Genomic DNA, 20,686 nt, shown 5'->3' on the forward strand with positions numbered 1-20,686 from the left:
CAAATATAATTAGTAGTCCCATAGAAAGAAGTTATACATTCTTCCTATGGGACTACCTTTTATATTTTTCTTTTAACAGGTTGTTTCTATATTTATTTTCTTCTCTTCTTTCTTAGTAACACCCCAGCTCCAATTGATCCAATTCCTAACATTGTTAAGATTCCTGTTCCAACAGCAGATCCTGTCTTAGGTAGTTTTCCTGTCTTTCCTGAATCATTATTTGTATCACCAGGTGTTTCTGTTTTCTCTGGTACTTCTGGTTTAGTTTCTGGTTTTTCTGGTACTTCTGGCTTAGTTTCTGGCACTTCTTTTTTCGGAATAGCTAATCCTTCTTGTGACGTTGTTGAGTTACCAGCTAATGTATTTTGATACATTAGGTAATATGCTGATGCTGACCAACTAAAGTTCTTAGTGTGTAATCCTTCTCCTGTTAATGGGTTATAGTTCTCTCTAATAGGTCCATCTCCCATTAATCCTTCTGCATTATCAAACATCTTTTTAGACATTCTTACAGCATCATCATAGTATCCATAATTTTGTAGTGCTTCAACTCCATATAAAGCTTGGTCTAACCAAACTGGTCCTCTCCAATACTTACTTGCATTAAAGCTTGGATTATCTTGTGATGCAGTTCCAAAAGGTACAAATGTATTAAATTTCCCTTCATCAAGCATATTATCTACAACTTTATCTGCCTCTTCTTGTTTTGCCATCTTAGCCCATAATGGTATCCATCCTTCTGGTCCTTTTCCTCTATTAACTAATATTTTCTTTTCTGAACCATCATTATTTATTTGTAAATCATAGAAGAATCCTGTTTCTTCATCAAACATGTTTTCACTTACATATTTTCTTACGTTGTTAGCTTCCTCTTCATATTTTTTAGCATCTCCTGTATTTCCTAATACCTCAGCCATTGATTTTAGGAATCCTTTTTCAGCATAAAGATATGAATTTAAGTCTACCGACTCTTGGTTTATTGAGTATCCTAATAGAGTTCCATTTTTATCTTTATTCTCAAACACATCTATGCCAGTATCTCCTTCTCCATATCCTTGAACATCAAATCTCGGAGCATTATCCATTCCACTTTCCCATGCTGCTGCTGCTATTATTTCATCCTTACTATTATTGTCCTGATGCACCATTCCACCATATTCAGCTATACCATTTTGATCATGATCTCTATTTGTGTACCACCAGTTATGGTAAGCAACTAATTTTGGATACATCTCTTGTAAGAATGCTGTATCTCCTGTAGCCTTATATACATTCCATACTGACCATGCTGCTAGTGCTGGCTTTGAATTTCTTTCATTCCAGTTTCCGCCATCATCTCCTCTAGCACCATCTTTATTATAGAAAATACAATCTACAATAGCTCCAGAATCTTGTGGTCTTATAGCATCGTCTTCTGTTACTTGATAATCAAATAAAGCTCTTATATTGTTTTTAGCTAACTCCCCATCAAATCTAGCTGTTGCAACAGCTTGCTTCCATGAATCCCATGCCCACATTCCAATAAACCACTTGTATGACATTGAAGGAACTACTCCATCATGTAATAATGCTCCAGCCGAACTTCTCCAGTTAGTTGTTAATGTTTCAATAGACTTTACAGCTGCATTTTTATAGCTTTTGTCTGCAGTCTTTTCAGCATTAGCAAATGTCTTATCTAGATATCCTTGCCAACGAGTGTTATTAGCCACAAAATGATTCTTAGGATTTAATATTAAATCATTAACTTTTTCTTTTTCAGCACTTAACTCTTCTTTTGTAAATGTATAACTTTGTGTTGAGTAAGTTTCAAACTTTTCCCCAGCTCCTATTTTTACATCATCCTTAAGCTTAGTTGTATAAGAATTTCCATTTAAAGCTGTTTCAACATTTCCTTTATAGTTTACAACAAACTTAGTTTCTTCTGTTGAGAAGAATCTCCAAGTCTCTCTTATATCTGAAAAATTAACTTGAACACCATTTTTAGTAGCTTCTAAAGTTTGACCTAAGTCGTAAACTTTTCCACCTTCTTTTTCTTTAAATTGATTAAATATATTTCCTGTCCATTCTAATTTAAGATTTAATTCATTGTTTGTCTTATTTTCTATTTTAGTTTCTATTAATGAACTTCTATTAGTCGCAAATATTAATTCTAATGTTAATTTAAAATCCTGTAAATCATATACTTGTACTAATTTTCCTGGATAATAATCAAATTTTACTTCTGCTTTACTTAAATCATAACTCTGACCATTGTCTACATTTATAACATTAATCTTACTTATAGTATCTCCTAAGTTAACTGGATACTCTTCTGCTATAATTACAGGGCCAGCGAATCCTCCATAAAGATTTGTAGCACCTTTTTCTGGTAAATAGTATCCATGCCATGCCCCCATATCTGAGAAGTTATTATACTTATTAGTAGAATAATCTCCATATAATAAATTAGTTGGGTTAGCAGATACATTTAGCACATTACTAAATTCTAATACCTCCGATCTTTTATCAACAGCAAGAACGTTTACAGATGATAAATTTAAAACCAAAGTAGCAGCTAATATTGTTGCTCCTATTGATTTTTTATTAAGTCTAAAAGCCATATTCCTCTCTCCTTTAATAATATTTTTTTCTTAGCGACTACAATATTCTAAAAAAGGCAACGCCTAAACAAGGAAAACCAAAAATTATTCCTTGTTTAGGTATTGCCTTCTTCAGTAACAACCCTAATTCTTGTAATCGTTTATAATTATATGTTATATTCTGTTGTAAATTTTGTCAACATATTTTAGTAAAAATTTACCACTATATTCACTATAATTTTTTGTAAACTCTAACTATATCCATAATATGTTTTACATTATAAATGCAGGAATCAATTCTTATATTAGGTACATTTTTTTTCAAAATACATACTATATCTTATAAAGAATTATTTAAACTAAATATTTATAAAAGGAGAATCTATATGAAAAATATCCAAGATATAATGAATGAAATGAATACTTTAAGCGAACAAATCGCAGTTACATTGAATAATGAAGAAATAGTAGATGGAGAAATAGTAGATGTAGAGATGTCAGTTGATCCAGCTCCTTGTACTCCTACTAATAATCCACTTAATCCACCTCCTTGTACTACTGATAATAGCCCAGCATGCGCTGATCCTGAAAGTCGTGTTGTACCATTTTGTTGTTCAACAGATTTAGCAACAAATTTTCATTTTAACCCAAATGCTGCTAATCCAAGAATATTATTTGATTTAGGCTGCTTAAATTGTTTCATAGAAGAATGTTGTTGTAATGGAACACCAAGGTTTGATATAAAGATAGCTGGTACAATTCCATTTATCGCCAATGCAGATGTTGTTACAGGACAACCAAAACAATGCACTCAGCCTCCTAATAGTTCTATACGAATATGCTGTGAGGGTAGTGTATGCGTAAATAACGTTGTTTGTAATAAATGTACTGAACGAGAAGCTATTATTGCATGTGAACTTATAAAAACTAAGTTGGCAAACTGTAATTGCGTAACTGCAACTGTTTCTGCTGCGCGTGGTTCTGGTTCTACTGCATGTGTATTAGTATTTACAGGTACCTTCACGCTTCCAAATTGTAATCCACCTTCAGGAAGCAATTGTAATCCTGCATAATTATAATTTTAAAAATAAGTCTCTGCATTTTGCAGAGACTTATTTTAAAGTTCTATTTTATATCATTTAGATAATAAAAACTTTTGTAATTTCATAAATAATAAGGTTATAACATTCTATATAATATGCATACTTTATATAAAGAGATTTATTCAGAGAGGTGAAATTCATGGTATCACTGGAAAGAAATATGTATATTCTAAAACAATCTAATGGTACTATATGGAATTTTTTATTTGATAAAAGATTTGGTATTGTATATAAGATTTTAAAAGGAGAAATGTGGTCAAATTATATCACATTGACAAAAGCGACTACTGGAAATTTTTCAGTAAATATATTACCAAATGATAATATATGCCTTGTTTATGAAGATTTAGATGGAAACTTAATTATGAACTTATACGACTATAAAAAGTGGAATAGCTACTATCTTATTGAAAATGATGAAAAAGAAAAAATAGAAATTTATTTTAAAACTCTTTTCTATAAAAATGAATTACTTTTATTTTACAGTATTTACAATAAAACAACTAATATACTAACAATAGCTTCTCAAATAGTTGATGAGAACGGAAATTTAACTTCACCAAAATTAATTGATTATGTTAATTTTAAATATGGCACTCCATTTTATATTCATACTTCAACTGAAAATATATTATATATTATGTATCAGAAACAAGAGAATAATTATCTTCTAGGCTATAGAATATTAGATAGTTATTCTGGAAGTTTGTCTAAATTTTATGTAATTGATGACTGTTCTTCTCCCTTTGAGGAATATTCTTTATTATCCTTTGAAGACAAAATGCACTCCCTTTATATAAAAAAATATGACAATAATATGTATTCATTAATACATTGTGAAGGTAAATTATCATCTTATAATTATAATAGTATTTTTAGTGATAGAAATATTATCTCTTCTTCTTTTTTTATAATAGGTAACCATATTTGGTGTTTATGGATTCAAGATAACAAAATTTATAGTACTGTTTCTATTGATGGAGGTAATGTATTTAGTCTTCCTCCTCAAGTTGAATTAGTAAAGTCACAAAATATATCTAAATTAACCTATTCATCAAATTTCTTAGAAAATAATAAGGATATATGCAGAGGCGAAGTATTTTTAAAAAATGTTGATTATCCTCACTGTTTAGTAATTGATGATATTTATGGAATAGTTCATAGAAGCAATAAAAATAATAGTTATTTATTTTATCTTCAATATTTTATATCAGCACTTAATAAAGAAGATAAACACTACAAAAGTAATATAGTTGAAAGAGAGATAGAAGAAAGAGATATTTTAATTGAGAAGCTTTATAATATGGTAAAAGAAAAAGAAAGTAAATTGGTGTCTTATGAAAGCAAATTTAAGGCAGTAAGTGAAAATCTAGCAAAGTTTAATAAAAACAAAAATGAATTAAATGAAGGTATAAGGCTTCTTGAAGATAGTCTCCTAGATAAGGAAAAAAAATTAAATGAACTTCAAACGATATATATTGAGAAAGAAAATGAATTAGAATTATTAAAGGAAGAGTTAAGTAATATAAAATTACAAGAAATCAATGGCTTTGATATAAAAAAAACCTTTAATAAATTTAGTTCTATCTTTAAAAATTAATTTTAATGTATGTAATAGGAGACCGTAATAATGTTTCCTATTTCTTTTTTATCTTTATAAAATAATAATAACCACCTAATTTATGATGGTTATTATTACTTTTCCATAAGTTAAAAATTTTAGCTTTTTCTTAATTTCATACTGCATTTCCAACTATGTTTTGTTTTTAATTATATATTTACCCATATCAATCCATCTCTTCACACTTTTTTAATAAGCGTATATAGTGATTAGCTTCTCTTAATACATGGTCAGCTAGAAGTGGTAATATTATAGATTTTATTTTACAGGCATCTATTCCTTCCGTACCCGCCTTCTTAAAATCTCTTAATTTGATTGTTTCCATTAATGTCTCATCAGTAATAGTTGACATTGTTGCATAAGTCATATTATTTGCTTTTTCAATTAAATCAGCATACTCTTTTGCAAAATTATTTGAAGTATTTACTAATTCATCTTCACTTGGATCAAGTAATCCCCTAATAAACAAGGCATGCTCCATCATAATTTGATCCCAGAATAATTCAGTATCTCTGATATTTTCTGTTTCAATATCCTCATTATTCTCAATTGCACATATATATGAACGATATAAATTAGCTTCACGTAATATATGCTCAATAAGCAAAGGATAATTTACTGTGAATAATTTACAAGATAACATTCCATTTAAGACCCTCATCTTTAAATCTATAAGGCCATCTAGTAATTTTATAGCTCTAGTATTAAGTTTTTTTACACAACTTATTATTTTATCATCAAATTCTGCATTATCTTTACCTTCTAGCTTTGATTCCATAACAGTTATTTTAGAGTTTATTTCTATTCCTGTATAGTACTCTGTTTTTCTTTCTGTGCTTAATGTATAATCAGTAAAAATTTCTCCAGAATCTAGTACACATTCTCTAACTTTCCTATTACTTAGTTTAACTACATCTAATAGAAGTTTTTCAAATTGTACTTTATAATCATCTGCTTCCTTAGAAAGTTTAGTATTTTTAGGTGTAAATCCTGCCTCTAAAAAAAGAGAGTGTTCTTTCATGATTCGTGCAAAAAATAGGTGCAATTCTAAAGATAAACTAACATATCTTCGACGACTTAGCATAGTTTTCCTCCATAAAAATTTTACTATATTCTATTCCTAAATATGTAGTTATGTTCTACTTTATTTAGTTAAACATTAATATACATTCTTATTCTCTTAGATTAAACATACATGAACAACCTAAACTTCCTTCACTTTTGATTATTTCACTATAGTTTATAAGTTCTACTTCGTAGCCTTTTTTTCTAAGCATTTCAGTAACATTTCTATTGCTACTTATCAACTTCTTATTTCCTATATATACGTAGTTTGTTCCTAATTCATCAGCATCTTGTTTTGATATTTCATATAAATTTTTTATATGTCCTTCTATTATTTTTCTATCATAAACATAAGGTGATATAACTCCACTATCCTTATCTAAAGTATTAAATACACAATCTAAATGTATTTTGCTAGTATCAAAATAAATTGGAATTACTTTAAAATTAATTTTCATCTTTATTAAAATATCTTGAAGCTCATTAGCTGCACATATAGTTGTTCTATCACTTATCCCAACAAAGATAACATTTCCATATGGAAGTACATCTCCACCTTCTATATTATTATTCATTTCATAATACTTAATATTATTCTCTTCTACAAATCTTTTAAAATAGTTAGTTTCAATTTTTCTATTATTTTCTTTCATTCTACTTATAAAAAGTACATCACCTATTGCAAAGCCAACATCTTGTGTAAAAACTTGTTGAGTAGCATCTTTACTTATATCAATGAAATTTAACTTAACATTATTTTCACTTAGTAAATTTATAAATGTATTATACTGATTATAAAGTAAATCATAATCTATTTTATTATAATATTTGCTACTTTTATCTGTTATCTTAAAATTTACTGGATAACACAGGATACATGATTTTAATGTATCACATTGGCTATAATTATATATTTTCATAAATTCTCTCCTAATTTGTATAGTATTCTATATTTTATAATTATAATTCATCTAAAATCCCTATAATTTAGTTAATTTATTATTTCTTATAAATTAATTATTATTAAAAGTTACGGTCTCTTTAGAATATTAGTATGTTCATTAACATGTTTACTTATAATTGAATATATTACTATAAATAAATTTTATATAGGAGACCTCTATGAAATATTTTATTAAGACAACAGATTAATGAGTCTTCGTGATGAAAGATTATTTAATGATATACCTAATATAAAAATTCCTACATTAATCCTTCATGGAACACATGATAAAATTTGCCCATACGAATTTGCTCAGTATTTGAATAAAAATATTAAGAATTCTACTCTTGTTCCATTAACTGAAAGTGGCCATGGTGCTTTTATTGAAGAAATGGATAAAGTAAATAACCATATTATAAAATTCGTTGAAATGTAATTAACATATAAATATAGTAAATATTCAAAGATTAAAACTTCTTAATGAAATATTTACTAAAGAAATATAAAATTATAAAAACTTTCTCATATTATAAAAAATATCTAATAGATCCTAAGTTAAAAAGCTAACTCGTTTTAAAATATATCCTTAATTAAGAACATATTTTAAAATGAATTAGCTTTTTATATTATCTTATATTTTTTCTTCTTTTAATATTTCACTTAATAACTCTGGATAATCTGTAAATAGTCCATCTGCTTTATTATTAATAAGTAATCTCATATACATTGGATTATTAACCGTATATATATTTACCTTTAAATTATTTTTATGAGCTTCCTCAATTAATTCCTTTGATACAAGCCTTAAGTCTGGATGAATTGCATCTACACCTAAGTCCTTTGCATATTTAATTACATCATCTATATGATTATCATATAATATCGCTGTCTTTATACTACCATCTAAATTTTGGGCTATTCTTATAGAATCATGATTAAAGCTTGATAAAATTACTTTTTGATTTAATTCATATTTATTTATTAAGCTAATTACATTTGACTCTATTCCCTTATAATGAATTTCATCAGTTTTTAACTCTATATTCAATGTTATATCTTGTCCTTTTACTAAGGATAAAACCTCTTCTAATGTTGGTATATAACATTCTGGATGTTCTCTAAATAACTTTTTTCTACTTTTAAAATTTCTTAGCTCTTCAAGTGTAAAATCCTTAACTAAGCCTCTTCCTATATAAGTACGCTCTATGTTTTCATCATGAATAACTACAATTTCATTATCTTTAGTCTTATGAACATCTATTTCTAATCCATTTGCTTCTGCTTTAATTCCTTCTTTTAAAGAAAGTATTGTATTTTCCGGATAATCAAAGCTTGCTCCCCTATGTGCAAAATTTATCATAACTCTCCTCCTTATATACCTTAAAATTAATTTAATATATTTATACTATAATTATGAAATAATTAAATTCTTATTGTCTTAATGCTAATTTGTTTTAACTCCATATAAAACAATACTTTTAAATTTATATTAAAAAAATTGCAACTCCTATCTATATATTTATTAGTATATGAGTTTATTAATATTAATCAAATTTTATCCTTAATATTAGTTTATCTATTACTATCCCTATAAATATACCAATAGTATAGCAAATTAAATCAGAGAATAAAAAACCATGTCCTAATATTAATGATCCTAATAGAGTGCTTCTTATTTCATTAATCCAACTTGCTTGATATAACTGAGAAATTTCTATTGTATAAGAAAAAATTAACGATATTATTGTAACCTTCCTTATGGAAAGCTTCTTAAATAGAAAAGAAATTCCAAGGTAGACCATTGTTGCCCATAAGGTATCCCCTGCATAATTTGCAATAAAACTAGGCAAATAATCAATATATCTTCTTGAGGCTAAACCTAAACACATTACAACTAAAGTAAGTAACAAATAAATTATTCTCTTCCTAATAAAACTACTTTCTCTACTATCAAATAAACCTCTCAATGGTATCATTTATTATAATCCTCTATTTTTCTATAAAATATTTCTTCTGGATATAATGCTATAACAGAATCATCATCTATTAATTTATAATACCTTGTTGAATAGGTAACTATAAATTTACTATTTGGCAATTGAAATTTTAATATTTCTCCATAGCAATTAGGCTTTCCACCAGTTGGCTCTCCTATAAGTTTTGCATTAGTTTCATTCTTAAATTCATAAGCATTTAATAATGCTGAAGAAAAAGTTCCTCTACCAATTATAACTCTTAAATTTTCCTTTTTATTTATATTTGTGTTTATTTTAATAAAATCTATAAGCGGTCTAATTAATCTAGAATCTCCTCCTAAATTGTTACTTAAATCTATAGTTAGTTTTCCAATTGAATTCTCATTAATATACTCTATTACTTCATTTATCTTTTCGCTTAATTTTATGGATCCACCTTCTCTACAGGAATTATATTTTATATATATTTCTTTTGTATTCTCTATATGCTCATACCAAAAGTTTTTAAACTCATCTTTTGCATACATAGGCAATTTATATTCTTCATTATATATTAATTCATCTAAGGACAAAGTTTCTACGTTAATTTCACAATCTTCTAATTGAATATTAACTCTATCTACTGAATCTATTAACAATAACCCATATAGTATATCCACAGCTTGCATATATTTCATACTTTGTTCTTTAAATAAAAAACCATTTTCACATGATATTATTTCTTTTAGCTCATCTATAACTTCATATACTAATGTGTTTTCAATTGAAATCACTTTTTTGTACAACAGATTTTTATATTTTTCAGTTGTTTTTATTATGTATATTCCATCTTGAAACCAATAAAACTTAAAAGGTAAATACTTTTTTACTGGAAAAATAATAGAAGTATGTGCATCTTTAACCGATGCAACAATTCTACTTAACTCAACTTTCATATCATCGTAATCTAAATTATTTACAATTGATTTTAAATAGTTTATTTTTTCTTCAAATTCTTCGCTTGATATATTAAAAAATAAATTTTTATGTCTTTTTATTAGATTTTCTTTTAAATAATCTATATCCTCAAACCATTTTTCTTCCCATTTACTACTCATCCTAGCTCCTTAATTTTTTAATAATTATATTAATATTATAGATTAATTTTTACTTTCTTTATATAGTAAATATAGTTTATCTAAATTACTGTTTATCAAAGTCTTATTAAATTTTGAGACACATAACCCTTAACTAAACTTATGCTTTTTAATTAAAATAAATGTATCTATTATTTCTTCTATATAATTAGTAATACCATTAATTATAGTTATATTTTTTAATATTTACTCATGGGCTTAATTAATAAAAAAGTACACCAAATTACTAGTTTGGTGTACTTTTCATTAGTTTTTAAATATTATGACAATCTTCGTAAAGACCTTCAACCTTTTCCCAATCTATTACATTCCATATATTCTTAACGTACTCAGCTCTTAAGTTTTTATATTTTAAGTAGTAAGCATGTTCCCATACATCTATTGTTAAAATAGGTATAAGATTATCCATTACAGGTGAGTTTTGATTAACTCTTTTAACTATAGATAATTTTCCATCCTTATCCTTAACTAAAAAACCATATCCTGATCCAAATTGGGTTATAGCTGCATTACTTAATTCTTCTTTTAAGTTTTCAACACTTCCAAAGGTCTTATTTATTTCATCAAGTAGCTTTCCTTCTGGAGCTTTTTTAGGAGTTGGTGAAAGTATTGAAAAATATAAATTATGATTTGATACTCCTCCACCATTGTTTACAACACCTGGTCTTATTGCCTCTGGTAGATCTTCTATATCTTTTATTAATTGATCTAATGTTTTTCCTTTTGTATATTCTTCATATCCTTCTAAAGCTTTATTTAAATTAGTTTCATATGTTTGTAGATGTTTTTCATAATGAGTTCTTACAGTTTCTTCATCTATATAGGGCTCTAATGCATTAAATGCATATGGTAAGTTTATTTTATTATACATAACTTATTTCTCCTTTATCTCAATCTTTTACTTAAAAACCATTATTACTTTCCCCATATACTGTAATTATTATGTATATATTAAACCACTAATTTTATTAGATTGCTTTAGTTTTCTATTTCACATAAGCATCTATTCATTAATTCATATTCATATTTAGGTGCAACTTTAAGCTCATTTTTAATTTTATTTAATAGCTCTATTATTATCTTCATAAAAATAACACAATTATTTAATATACTTTTTTTAATTAGTAATTAGGAGGATATTTATGAGTATTAAAAGAGAAAAAATTAAAGTTTATGAAATGACTTGTACATCTTGTGAAAAAAGAATTGAAAACTCTGTGAAAAAAATTAATGGCGTAATAAGCGCCAAATCAAACTATACTAAAGAAACAATAGACCTTGAATATGATAGTAATCTATGCAATCTAGATGAAATAAAAAAAGCTATAAATAAAGCTGGATATTCTACTGAAGCTTCAAGCAATTTTGAATTTATAGGAATACTTGCAATAATATTTATTATATTAATTCTTGGATTCAGAACTAGTGGTTTTGATATGGAATCAAAACTTAGTAATGCTTCATATGCTTTTCTTTTTATAGTTGGTATATTTACATCCATCCACTGTGTGGGAATGTGTGGAGGTATAATGCTCTCTCAAAGTTTATCTTTTGCTAAAGAAAGTAAATCCAAACTTGAATCCATAACTCCTTCTCTATTATACAATGTTGGTAGAGTTATCTCTTATACTATTTTAGGTGGAATAATCGGTGGTATAGGATCAGTATTTTCATTATCAATTACTGCAAAAGCATTCATTCAAATATTTGCTGGGATATTTATGGTTATAATGGGTTTAAACATATCAGGATTTAAATTTTTTAGAAAGTTTAGTATAAGAATTCCTAACTTTTTATCTAAGTATAAAAGAAAATTTAATTCACCTTTCATTGTAGGACTTTTAAATGGATTTATGCCTTGCGGTCCACTTCAAACTATGCAGCTTTTCGCTCTTGGTACTGGAAGTTCATTAAAAGGAGCTTTATCAATGTTTATATTTGCTTTAGGTACTGTTCCTCTAATGCTTACTTTTGGTGCAATTTCTGGTTTCTTAAGCAAAGGCTATACTAAAAAACTTGTTAAGTTTAGTGGTGTTCTTATTATAGTTTTAGGAATAATAATGGGTAATAGAGGCTTAGCTCTTTCTGGAATAAATTTAAATCCATTAGGCTTTATGATGAAAAATTCTTTTGCATCAAATGCTAGCACAGATTCCTCTAAAGCAGTTATAGAAGATGGAGTTCAAGTTATAAATATGACTGCTAATAATAATGGTTACAGCCCTAATGTATTTTATGTTCAAAAGGGAATACCTGTTAAGTGGGTCATTAATGGGGAAAGCCTTAACTATTGTAACAATTCAATAGTAGCTAACTCATTAAATATTCAACAAAAACTTAAAAGTGGTGAAAATGTAATAGAGTTTACACCTGATGACAAAGATATAAATTTCAGTTGTTGGATGGGAATGATTAGAGGAGTAATTAAGGTGGTTGATGACCTAGCTTCAGTGGATTCATCTAAGTATGATCCATCACTTCCTAGTGCTAGTAATGGACCTAGCTGTTGTGCTGTTCCACTAAATGATTCCCCTACTTACCCAGAAAGCTTAATTACAACTTCAAAAGTTACTGAAAAATTTCAGACTGCTATTATCAATGGTGTAGGTAATGAATTTCAACCACTAATATTAGTTGCAAAAAATAATCTAAACTTCAATCTCACTATAGATTTAAATAATTATACTAATTATGAAGGTGAATATATAATATCAAATATTAAAGATGGAAGTGTGGTAAAATCCTTTACTGGGCAAAAATCAATATTTGAAATCAAATTAAACTTCAATAATCCTGGTGGGTATGCAATAACTAAAAACGGTGAAATTCTTTGTATAATTGAAGTAGTTGATGACATAGATAATATTGATTTTGATGGAATTCTAAATAAATATATTAGTTTTAATTAAATACTTTTAAGCTAATAATTTCAATTTCAATATCAATAAAAATTTAAATGGCGTTCTGATACCAATATAATAAGTATTAACTTAATAATCTTGGTATTAGAACGTCACTTAATGTAAAATTCAAAACTATTATAATATGAAAAATATATAATTTTGTGTAATTATATATTCTCTCAGTATATAAATATAAAGGGGTGCACAAAACGCGCACCCCTTTATAGTTTACTAAATTTACTAATTCTAATAACTTTCTACTATTAACATATGCAATATATAAATCTTTTTTAATATATTATGCTAGTAAATAGGGAAATTATAAAGCACTCTCTTATTTACATTATTACATTGTCAAAAATAATCTTAAATGTTGTTCCTTTACCCTCACTAGATTTTACTTCTATATTAGCATAATGTAAACTTAGTGTTTTCTTTACTATTGTTAAGCCTATACCATTACCTTCTACTTTTTGACGACTCTTATCTCCTCTATATAATCTTTCAAATATAAAAGGTAAATCCTTTTCTTTTATTCCTTCTCCTGTATCTACAACTTCTACTATAACTTTATTATTTTCTTTATATAAATTAATTCTTACCACTCCATCACTGCCTGTAAACTTAATTGCATTAGTTATTAAATTTATAAATACTTGTCTTAACTTATCTTTGTCTCCTGGAATAATGTAAGTTTCATTTTTTTCTATACTATAATCAAAATTTATGTTTTTATTTTTAGCCTCTAAATAAAAATCTTCAGCTAACTCAATAATAAATTCATCTAATAAAATTTCTTCAAATTCCAAATTTATACTTTCATCTTCGAATTCCTTTAATACATCTAAGTTATTTAACAACTTTCCAAATCTTATTACTTCATCATTTAAGGAAGATAATCTTTGATTAGATACTGGAAAAATTCCATCTATCATTGCTTCTAAATTATTTTGCAGAACATTAAGTGGAGTTCTTATTTCATGAGATATATCTGACACAAGCCTTTTTCTTAACATATCTTGATTTTTTAACTTCTCACCTAATATATTTATACTTTCCCTTAATTCTTCAATCTCTTCAATGTCACTTTTTGCATTAGAATTTGCTTCAAAATCTCCTCTTGAAAGTCTTTTTGATATACTTGCTACCTTTTTTATTGGAATTGATAATTGCTTTGAAATATATAAGCTTATTATAATTATAATTAATATTGTACCTATACCACTTAATACTATACTTTTATTTATAGATGACTTAAACTCTAAATCTTCTTCTGTTAATAATATAGAAGAATATTGACCTAACTCTACATTTCCCACAATTTTTCCGTCTAGTACTATGTTAAAGTTCTTAGTAACATATACTCCCTTATCCTCTATATTCATATTTTTTAAATGACTATTATCTTTTATATCAGCTGGATCCATTCCCCAAACTACATTTCCATCAGCATCTCTTAAAGTTAAGCAATAATTTCCCATATATGCTTCATGCATTAGCTCAACTCCAGAATTTTCAGTCCATCTTTTATCTCTTTTATATGCTTCTTCAAAGTACGAAACTATTCTTTCATTTCTTTTATTTTGAACATCTATCATATATTTATTAAACTTATTATTTATAGTCATATTAACAAATAATATAATTAATATAATTGCTGAAATGGATGATATTACAAATAATATGCTTAGTCTTTTTCTTATGCTCTGCATTTATATATCACCACCGAACTTATATCCAACCTTTGTTACTGTTAAGATATATTTAGGATTTCTAGTATCTTCCTCTATTTTCTTTCTTATATTTTTTATATGTACATCTATAGTTCTATCATATCCATCAAAATCAATCCCAAACACATTTTCAATTAATTGCTCTCTAGATAAAACCTTTCCTTTATTAATTAATAGAGTATATAAAATATCAAATTCACTTGGTGTAAATGGTATTTCCTTGCCTTTAAGCTCTACTATTCTCTTTTCATAATCTATTTTTAGTATTCCATCATTAAAAATATCACTTATTTTATTATTTGTATTTATTCTTCTAAATAAAGCATTTACCCTTGCTGTAAGTTCTCTTGGACTAAATGGCTTAACTAAATATTCGTCAGCTCCTATATCTAAGCCAACAATTCTATCATTTAAGCTAGCTTTTGATGTTAACATAAATATATACACATTAGAAGTTCTTCTTATAATTTTACAAATCTCTTCTCCATCTATATCTGGTAGCATTAAATCTAATATAACAAGCTGGAAATCTATTTCCTTAAAAACTTCTAATGCTTTAATTCCAGAGTTACATACCTTTACATTATATTTATCTTTTTCTAAATATGCCTTTATTACATTAGCTACACTTTCTTCATCTTCAATTATTAAAATATTGCTCATCTTAAACCTCCCTCTTTTAATATTCAGTCATATATATAATAATATAAACTTTATCAAATTCTTTTGAAGGTATTATGAAGATATTCTAAATATCTAATTTAAACTATCATTTAATTTCATGTCCGCAATATGGACAATATTTATATTCTGAATCAACTACCTTACCACAACTTTTACAAACACTATTTATATTATAATCATAACCATAAGCATCATTAACTTCATTTAAATCCCAATATGTTATATCTATATTTTCTCCTCTTTCTATCATCTTTCCCTTTTCCTTTGAAATAGAAAATATCTTCTTACAACTTCCACATTCTACATAGTATTTTTCATTCCATTTGAAAATAGGTATAAAAAAGAAATGGAAAAATTCATAATTCTTTATAACTCTAGCCATACTTAATCTATTACAACTCTTACATGTTAAATTATTTATTACTTTAATTTCTTTTTCTTTATTTTCTATTCCAAAAATCCCTATAAAAAACATATCTATTCTCCTTATACAATACTTAGTTTATTATATTTATTTTATCATCTTTAAAATAAATAAGAAGTCAGAATTTATAATAACTCTAACTTCTTATTCAAAAATAATATTCAATTTTATCCATATTTCCTCTTATTTTATTAACCTTGTTTTTATAGTTGTAATGGATTGTTAAAATTTTAATATGAACTTTACTATTACTGATCACTAAAATATATTCTCCTATATAACTTTACTATCACTTTATTATATTTTAGATACATTATGTTTTATTCTTCATTTATTTTAGGTATATCTTATCTTTTTCCATGTATCATAAATATCTTTTTCTATTTGACTTGTTAAAACTTTCTTTTCTTCTTCAGTATAATAAATTGAATTATTTATATCCTGCTTTTTATAAAATAAGTTTCTTATGGATTTATTTAAGCTACAGTGCTTATTAGTATCTATTTTTTTCATCATTAAATCACCTCCTTATTATACTTATACTATTATTATAAAATGATTTATTGACATTTTCGTTACAAATTATTCTAACTTTAGCATATTTAATTAAATCTTAAGAAATTAAAAAGCTTTAGATTAACTCCAAAGCTCTTTAGTAATATTTTTATTTGTTTTCTTCTATTAAAGCTTCTATTTTATCTCTACATCTACTTGCTCCACAAAATCCTGTTCCGGCTCCAGTTGCTTCTTGAACTTTTTCAAATGTATCAGCACCATCTTTAATAGCTTTAACTATTACATCTTTTTCTACACCTTTACATAGACAAATTAAATCCATATTAATCACCTCTTTATAATATTATCATACTTATTATTTTCAAAAGAGGTTTTTTTATTATAATTTCTAGATATTTTTAATTTTTTCTTCTGCTATTTTTGCTCCTAGTTCTATTGCTAATTTATTTAATTCATAATTTTCTTTTTTTCCATACTTCTTAATAGAGTTTAGAATATCTTCTATTGAAATTATATTTATTTTCTTAATTAAAAATCCAAGTAGTATCATATTAGCATTTCTCTTATCTCCGAGCCTTTCTGCCTTTGTTTCAGCATCAATTTTATATACTTCTACATTGTCAAAAAGCACTTCATCCTTTATCATATCTGAATCTATTATTAAAGTTCCATTTTTCTTTAACAGTTTTTCAAACTTATCTAAAGAAGGCTTATTCATAGCTACAACTGCATCTGCTTCTGATATAACAGGAGACCCAACTTCTTCACTTGAAATAATAACTGAACAGTTTGCTGTTCCACCTCTCATTTCAGGTCCATATGATGGTAACCACGAAACGCTTAATCCTTTATCCATAGCTGCATAAGCTAACAGCTTTCCACTTGTTAATATCCCTTGTCCCCCAAAACCTGCAAATATAATTTCTTTTTTAATCATTCTACTTATCCTCCTTTTTACAATCCTTTTTAACACCTAATGAATAATATGGAATCATATTTTCTCTAAGCCACTTTAAAGAATCAACTGGAGATAAGCCCCAATTAGTTGGACATGTAGATAATACCTCTATAAAAGAATAACCTAATCCTTGAATTGAATTATTAAAGGCTTTTTTTATAGCTTTTTTAGCTTTGGTTAGGTTAGGTATATTATCTACACTTACTCTTTCAACATAACATGCCCCATCTAATGTTGCTATCATTTCTGATACTCTTATTGGGTATCCTTGTACTTTAATATCTCTTCCATATGGAGATGTCTCAGTAACTTGCCCCTCTAAAGTTGTAGGTGCCATTTGTCCTCCTGTCATGCCATATATACAATTGTTTACAAAGATAGTCACTATATTCTCTCCTCTTGCTGCTGCATGAATAACTTCCCCAGTACCTATTGCTATTAAATCCCCATCTCCTTGATAAGTAAAAACTACTTTATCTGGATTAGCTCTTTTTATACCTGTAGCCACTGCTGGTGCTCTTCCATGTGGTGCTTGGAACATATCACAAGCAAAATAATTATATGCAAGTACAGAGCATCCAACCGATGCAACTCCTATAGTCTTATCTAATATTTCTAATTCCTCTATTACTTCTCCTACTAACTTATGAATTATTCCATGAGTACATCCTGGACAATAATGTGTAGGAACATCTAAAAGTACCTTTGTTGGTTTATAAACAATGCTCATCTTATATACCTCCAATAATAGATTTTATATATTTATATATTTCATCTACTGTTGGTACAATTCCACCTGTTCTACCATAGAATCTAACTTCTTCTTTTCCATTTACAGCTAGCTTCACATCTTCAACCATCTGCCCACAATTCATTTCTACAGACAAATAACCATTTTTACATTTTCCTAATGTTTTAGTGAATGCTTCATTAGGAAATGGCCATGTTGTTATAGGTCTTATTAAGCCTAAGTTCACTCCATCTTTCTTTGCAAGACTTATAACACTTTTACATATTCTAGCCGTTATCCCATAAGAAACTAATATTAGATCACAGGAATTTTCACAGTTATATAATTCATATTTAGCTTCATTTTCTTTTATTATTTTATACTTTCCTTGTAGCTCCATATTAAGTTCTTCAAGCTTCTCTGGATTTAACTCCAATGAATTTATTATATTATGTTTACTTCTCTTTCCTAAACCATTTGCAGCCCAACTCTTTTCTGGTAATACTCTTTTTTTATTATCCTTAAATTCAACACCTTCCATCATTTGTCCTAGCATACCATCAGCCATTATCATTACAGGTGTTCTATATAAATCGCTTACATCAAATGCCTCACAAATTAAATCTATCATTTCTTGAATAGATGCTGGCGCATAAACTGGTATATTAAAATCCCCATGTCCTAATCCTTTATTTACAAATAAATAATCCGATTGAGCAGGTTGTATTCCACCAAGACCTGGACCACATCTAACTACATCAACTATTACACAAGGTACTTGTGCAGCTGCTAAATATGATATCCCTTCTGTCATCAAACTTATTCCAGGACTAGATGATGAAGTCATACATCTAACCCCTATCCCTCCACAACCATATACCATGTTAATAGCTGCAATTTCACTTTCTGCTTGTAAAAAAACTCCATTAACCTTTGGCATGTTCTTTGCCATATATGCTATTAATTCAGTTTGAGGAGTTATAGGATATCCAAAAAAGCATTTGCATCCAGCCCTAATAGCAGCTTCTGCTATTGCTTCATTTCCTTTCATTAGAAACTTTTCACCCATAGTTATCTCCTACCTTTCAATCGTTATTACACAATCAGGACAAATTTTCCCACAAGATGCACAAGCTATACATTCACTCATAAGATTCTCCTTTATTCCAGCTGGGTGATATCCCTTGCTATTAAAATTCTCTTTAAAACTTATAATTTTTTTAGGACATATATTTATGCAATGCCCACACCCTTTACATATTTCCTCTTTAAATATAACCTTAGCCATTTGATTCCTCCTTATTATTCCCAAGGCATGTCCATATATAATTCTATAGGTAACACTTCTCCATTAACTTTATCTTCTATTACCTTCTCAAAGTTTTTGGTACACACAGTATATTTGTAAGGAATGCTTAAAAACTTAGATAAATTCAAAGATTCTATATCTCCTTTCAATATATGTTTATATTCTGTTTCCTTCATCATGTGAGTATTCGATATAATATCAGTAACTCTTAACTTACTAGATAATTCTATAGATTTTAGATATTTACTTGCCATGCTACAATTTAAGGTTTCTAGCCTTGAGTTATTTAAAACATAATACATTGAATAATCTTCATCTTCAAAGTACTTGCTATACACACCCAGAACCTTTGCCCCTACATCATCTCCACCAATATCAAATATAACTTCATAAGATTTATCGTTAAATACAGATAAAATTTCTCCTGATAGCACCATAAGTTCTGCATTAACTAAATCTTTTCTAGAGCTTATAACCCTTATTTTATAATGATTTTCTAGAGTTTCTTTAATATCTCTTGCACAAAAATAAGGATTAATTATGTCCATATCAACTAATGCTACCTTTTTACCTTCTTTAGCCCTCTTAATAGAATAATTAATTGCAATTTCTGTCTTACCACTACCAAAGTGTCCAGTAAATATCTTAATCCTACTCACACTAACACTCCTTCTTAAACATTCTTATTTAAATTATATTTTCTATTTTGTATCTTATGATAATAAAAGGTGTTATAACAAAATTCTCTTAGATTTTTACTTTAATGTTTTTTGTTACTAATCATCTATATATTTCATTTTAACTATTGATATATTCATTATAATTTGATATCATATTTAGATGTAATAAATACTTTTTTTATGTATAGGGGAGTAGTTAGCTCTATTTTAGAATGAGTTACTAAGTCAACATATTGAACTTGGTTCTGGCTTAGTATTGAATAACGAGACTTATGCGTAGCTTTGCTACGTATAGGTCTTTTTTATTTGTTTATCATCTATAAAAG

At 27.1% G+C, this 20,686-nt stretch carries 21 protein-coding genes; 4 read left to right on the top strand and 17 right to left on the bottom strand.

Features of this window, described 5'->3' with window-relative positions; all coding sequences use genetic code 11:
* Positions 1–92: 92 nt before the first annotated feature.
* Positions 93–2,600 carry an MGH1-like glycoside hydrolase domain-containing protein gene (locus ACH36K_RS16930; protein WP_411168764.1) on the bottom strand — a complete coding sequence of 836 codons (2,508 nt, stop codon included), beginning with the start codon at positions 2,598–2,600 and terminating at the stop codon, positions 93–95.
* A gap of 365 nt (positions 2,601–2,965) precedes the next feature.
* On the opposite strand from ACH36K_RS16930, the gene ACH36K_RS16935 reads away from it, so the two are divergent.
* Both ACH36K_RS16935 and ACH36K_RS16940 read left to right on the top strand, forming a co-directional pair.
* Positions 2,966–3,652 (top strand): hypothetical protein, encoded by a 687-nt coding sequence (locus ACH36K_RS16935; RefSeq protein WP_411168765.1) that lies wholly within the window; start codon positions 2,966–2,968, stop codon positions 3,650–3,652.
* 169 nt (positions 3,653–3,821) lie between these two features.
* Positions 3,822–5,282: a hypothetical protein gene (locus ACH36K_RS16940; protein ID WP_411168766.1), complete on the top strand. Its 1,461-nt coding sequence runs from the start codon at positions 3,822–3,824 to the stop codon at positions 5,280–5,282.
* A gap of 187 nt (positions 5,283–5,469) precedes the next feature.
* Here ACH36K_RS16940 and ACH36K_RS16945 read toward each other — a convergent pair whose 3' ends face one another.
* Together ACH36K_RS16945 and ACH36K_RS16950 are read right to left on the bottom strand one after the other, a co-directional pair.
* A complete protein-coding gene (locus ACH36K_RS16945; protein WP_411168767.1) occupies positions 5,470–6,387 on the bottom strand; it encodes a DUF2935 domain-containing protein in 918 nt (305 codons plus the stop codon).
* An 88-nt stretch (positions 6,388–6,475) separates the two neighbouring features.
* Positions 6,476–7,288: a dimethylarginine dimethylaminohydrolase family protein gene (locus ACH36K_RS16950; protein ID WP_411168768.1), complete on the bottom strand. Its 813-nt coding sequence runs from the start codon at positions 7,286–7,288 to the stop codon at positions 6,476–6,478.
* A gap of 231 nt (positions 7,289–7,519) precedes the next feature.
* Between ACH36K_RS16950 and ACH36K_RS16955 the strand changes: the two genes are divergently transcribed.
* Positions 7,520–7,747: an alpha/beta fold hydrolase gene (locus ACH36K_RS16955; protein ID WP_411168769.1), complete on the top strand. Its 228-nt coding sequence runs from the start codon at positions 7,520–7,522 to the stop codon at positions 7,745–7,747.
* A 195-nt stretch (positions 7,748–7,942) separates the two neighbouring features.
* Here ACH36K_RS16955 and ACH36K_RS16960 read toward each other — a convergent pair whose 3' ends face one another.
* From ACH36K_RS16960 to ACH36K_RS16975, 4 genes are all read right to left on the bottom strand, one after another.
* Complete coding sequence (locus ACH36K_RS16960) at positions 7,943–8,671, bottom strand: glycerophosphodiester phosphodiesterase (RefSeq protein WP_411168770.1); 729 nt, start codon at positions 8,669–8,671, stop codon at positions 7,943–7,945.
* 184 nt (positions 8,672–8,855) lie between these two features.
* Positions 8,856–9,287 (bottom strand): DUF2809 domain-containing protein, encoded by a 432-nt coding sequence (locus ACH36K_RS16965; RefSeq protein ID WP_411168771.1) that lies wholly within the window; start codon positions 9,285–9,287, stop codon positions 8,856–8,858.
* On the bottom strand, positions 9,284–10,384 hold the full coding sequence (locus ACH36K_RS16970) for a peptidase S41 (RefSeq protein ID WP_411168772.1): 1,101 nt from the start codon (positions 10,382–10,384) through the stop codon (positions 9,284–9,286). The genes ACH36K_RS16965 and ACH36K_RS16970 overlap by 4 nt, the downstream gene beginning before the upstream one ends.
* A 292-nt stretch (positions 10,385–10,676) precedes the next feature.
* Positions 10,677–11,294, bottom strand: a complete 618-nt coding sequence (locus tag ACH36K_RS16975) for a superoxide dismutase (RefSeq protein ID WP_411168773.1) — start codon at positions 11,292–11,294, stop codon at positions 10,677–10,679.
* A gap of 271 nt (positions 11,295–11,565) precedes the next feature.
* Between ACH36K_RS16975 and ACH36K_RS16980 the strand changes: the two genes are divergently transcribed.
* Positions 11,566–13,332 carry a sulfite exporter TauE/SafE family protein gene (locus ACH36K_RS16980; RefSeq protein ID WP_411168774.1) on the top strand — a complete coding sequence of 589 codons (1,767 nt, stop codon included), beginning with the start codon at positions 11,566–11,568 and terminating at the stop codon, positions 13,330–13,332.
* 332 nt (positions 13,333–13,664) lie between these two features.
* Here ACH36K_RS16980 and ACH36K_RS16985 read toward each other — a convergent pair whose 3' ends face one another.
* The 10 genes from ACH36K_RS16985 to ACH36K_RS17030 form a co-directional block, all read right to left on the bottom strand.
* Complete coding sequence (locus ACH36K_RS16985) at positions 13,665–15,038, bottom strand: sensor histidine kinase (RefSeq protein ID WP_411168775.1); 1,374 nt, start codon at positions 15,036–15,038, stop codon at positions 13,665–13,667.
* Positions 15,039–15,722, bottom strand: coding sequence for a response regulator transcription factor (locus ACH36K_RS16990; RefSeq protein WP_411168776.1), 684 nt, complete (start codon positions 15,720–15,722; stop codon positions 15,039–15,041). It abuts the gene before it with no gap.
* A gap of 106 nt (positions 15,723–15,828) precedes the next feature.
* Positions 15,829–16,218 (bottom strand): zinc-ribbon domain-containing protein, encoded by a 390-nt coding sequence (locus ACH36K_RS16995; RefSeq protein WP_411168777.1) that lies wholly within the window; start codon positions 16,216–16,218, stop codon positions 15,829–15,831.
* A 285-nt stretch (positions 16,219–16,503) separates the two neighbouring features.
* Positions 16,504–16,683 (bottom strand): hypothetical protein, encoded by a 180-nt coding sequence (locus tag ACH36K_RS17000; RefSeq protein ID WP_411168778.1) that lies wholly within the window; start codon positions 16,681–16,683, stop codon positions 16,504–16,506.
* A gap of 148 nt (positions 16,684–16,831) precedes the next feature.
* The gene (locus ACH36K_RS17005) at positions 16,832–17,005 is read right to left on the bottom strand and encodes a (2Fe-2S)-binding protein (RefSeq protein WP_411168779.1); all 174 of its coding nucleotides are present in this window, start codon (positions 17,003–17,005) and stop codon (positions 16,832–16,834) included.
* Positions 17,006–17,071: 66 nt separating this feature from the next.
* Positions 17,072–17,620, bottom strand: coding sequence for a 2-oxoacid:acceptor oxidoreductase family protein (locus ACH36K_RS17010; RefSeq protein WP_411168780.1), 549 nt, complete (start codon positions 17,618–17,620; stop codon positions 17,072–17,074).
* Position 17,621: 1 nt separating this feature from the next.
* Positions 17,622–18,371 (bottom strand): thiamine pyrophosphate-dependent enzyme, encoded by a 750-nt coding sequence (locus tag ACH36K_RS17015; protein WP_411168781.1) that lies wholly within the window; start codon positions 18,369–18,371, stop codon positions 17,622–17,624.
* 1 nt (position 18,372) lies between these two features.
* Entirely contained in the window at positions 18,373–19,440 is a 1,068-nt protein-coding gene (gene vorB, locus ACH36K_RS17020; protein WP_411168782.1) for a 3-methyl-2-oxobutanoate dehydrogenase subunit VorB, read from the bottom strand.
* Positions 19,441–19,449: 9 nt separating this feature from the next.
* Positions 19,450–19,659 carry a ferredoxin family protein gene (locus ACH36K_RS17025; protein ID WP_322458617.1) on the bottom strand — a complete coding sequence of 70 codons (210 nt, stop codon included), beginning with the start codon at positions 19,657–19,659 and terminating at the stop codon, positions 19,450–19,452.
* Between the two features lie 14 nt (positions 19,660–19,673).
* Entirely contained in the window at positions 19,674–20,339 is a 666-nt protein-coding gene (locus tag ACH36K_RS17030; RefSeq protein ID WP_411168783.1) for an ATP-binding protein, read from the bottom strand.
* Between the last annotated feature and the right edge of the window lie 347 nt (positions 20,340–20,686).

Origin of the sequence: Clostridium sp. MB05 (assembly GCF_046581255.1) — a bacterium.
In the GTDB taxonomy this organism is placed as follows: Bacteria; Bacillota; Clostridia; order Clostridiales; family Clostridiaceae; genus Clostridium.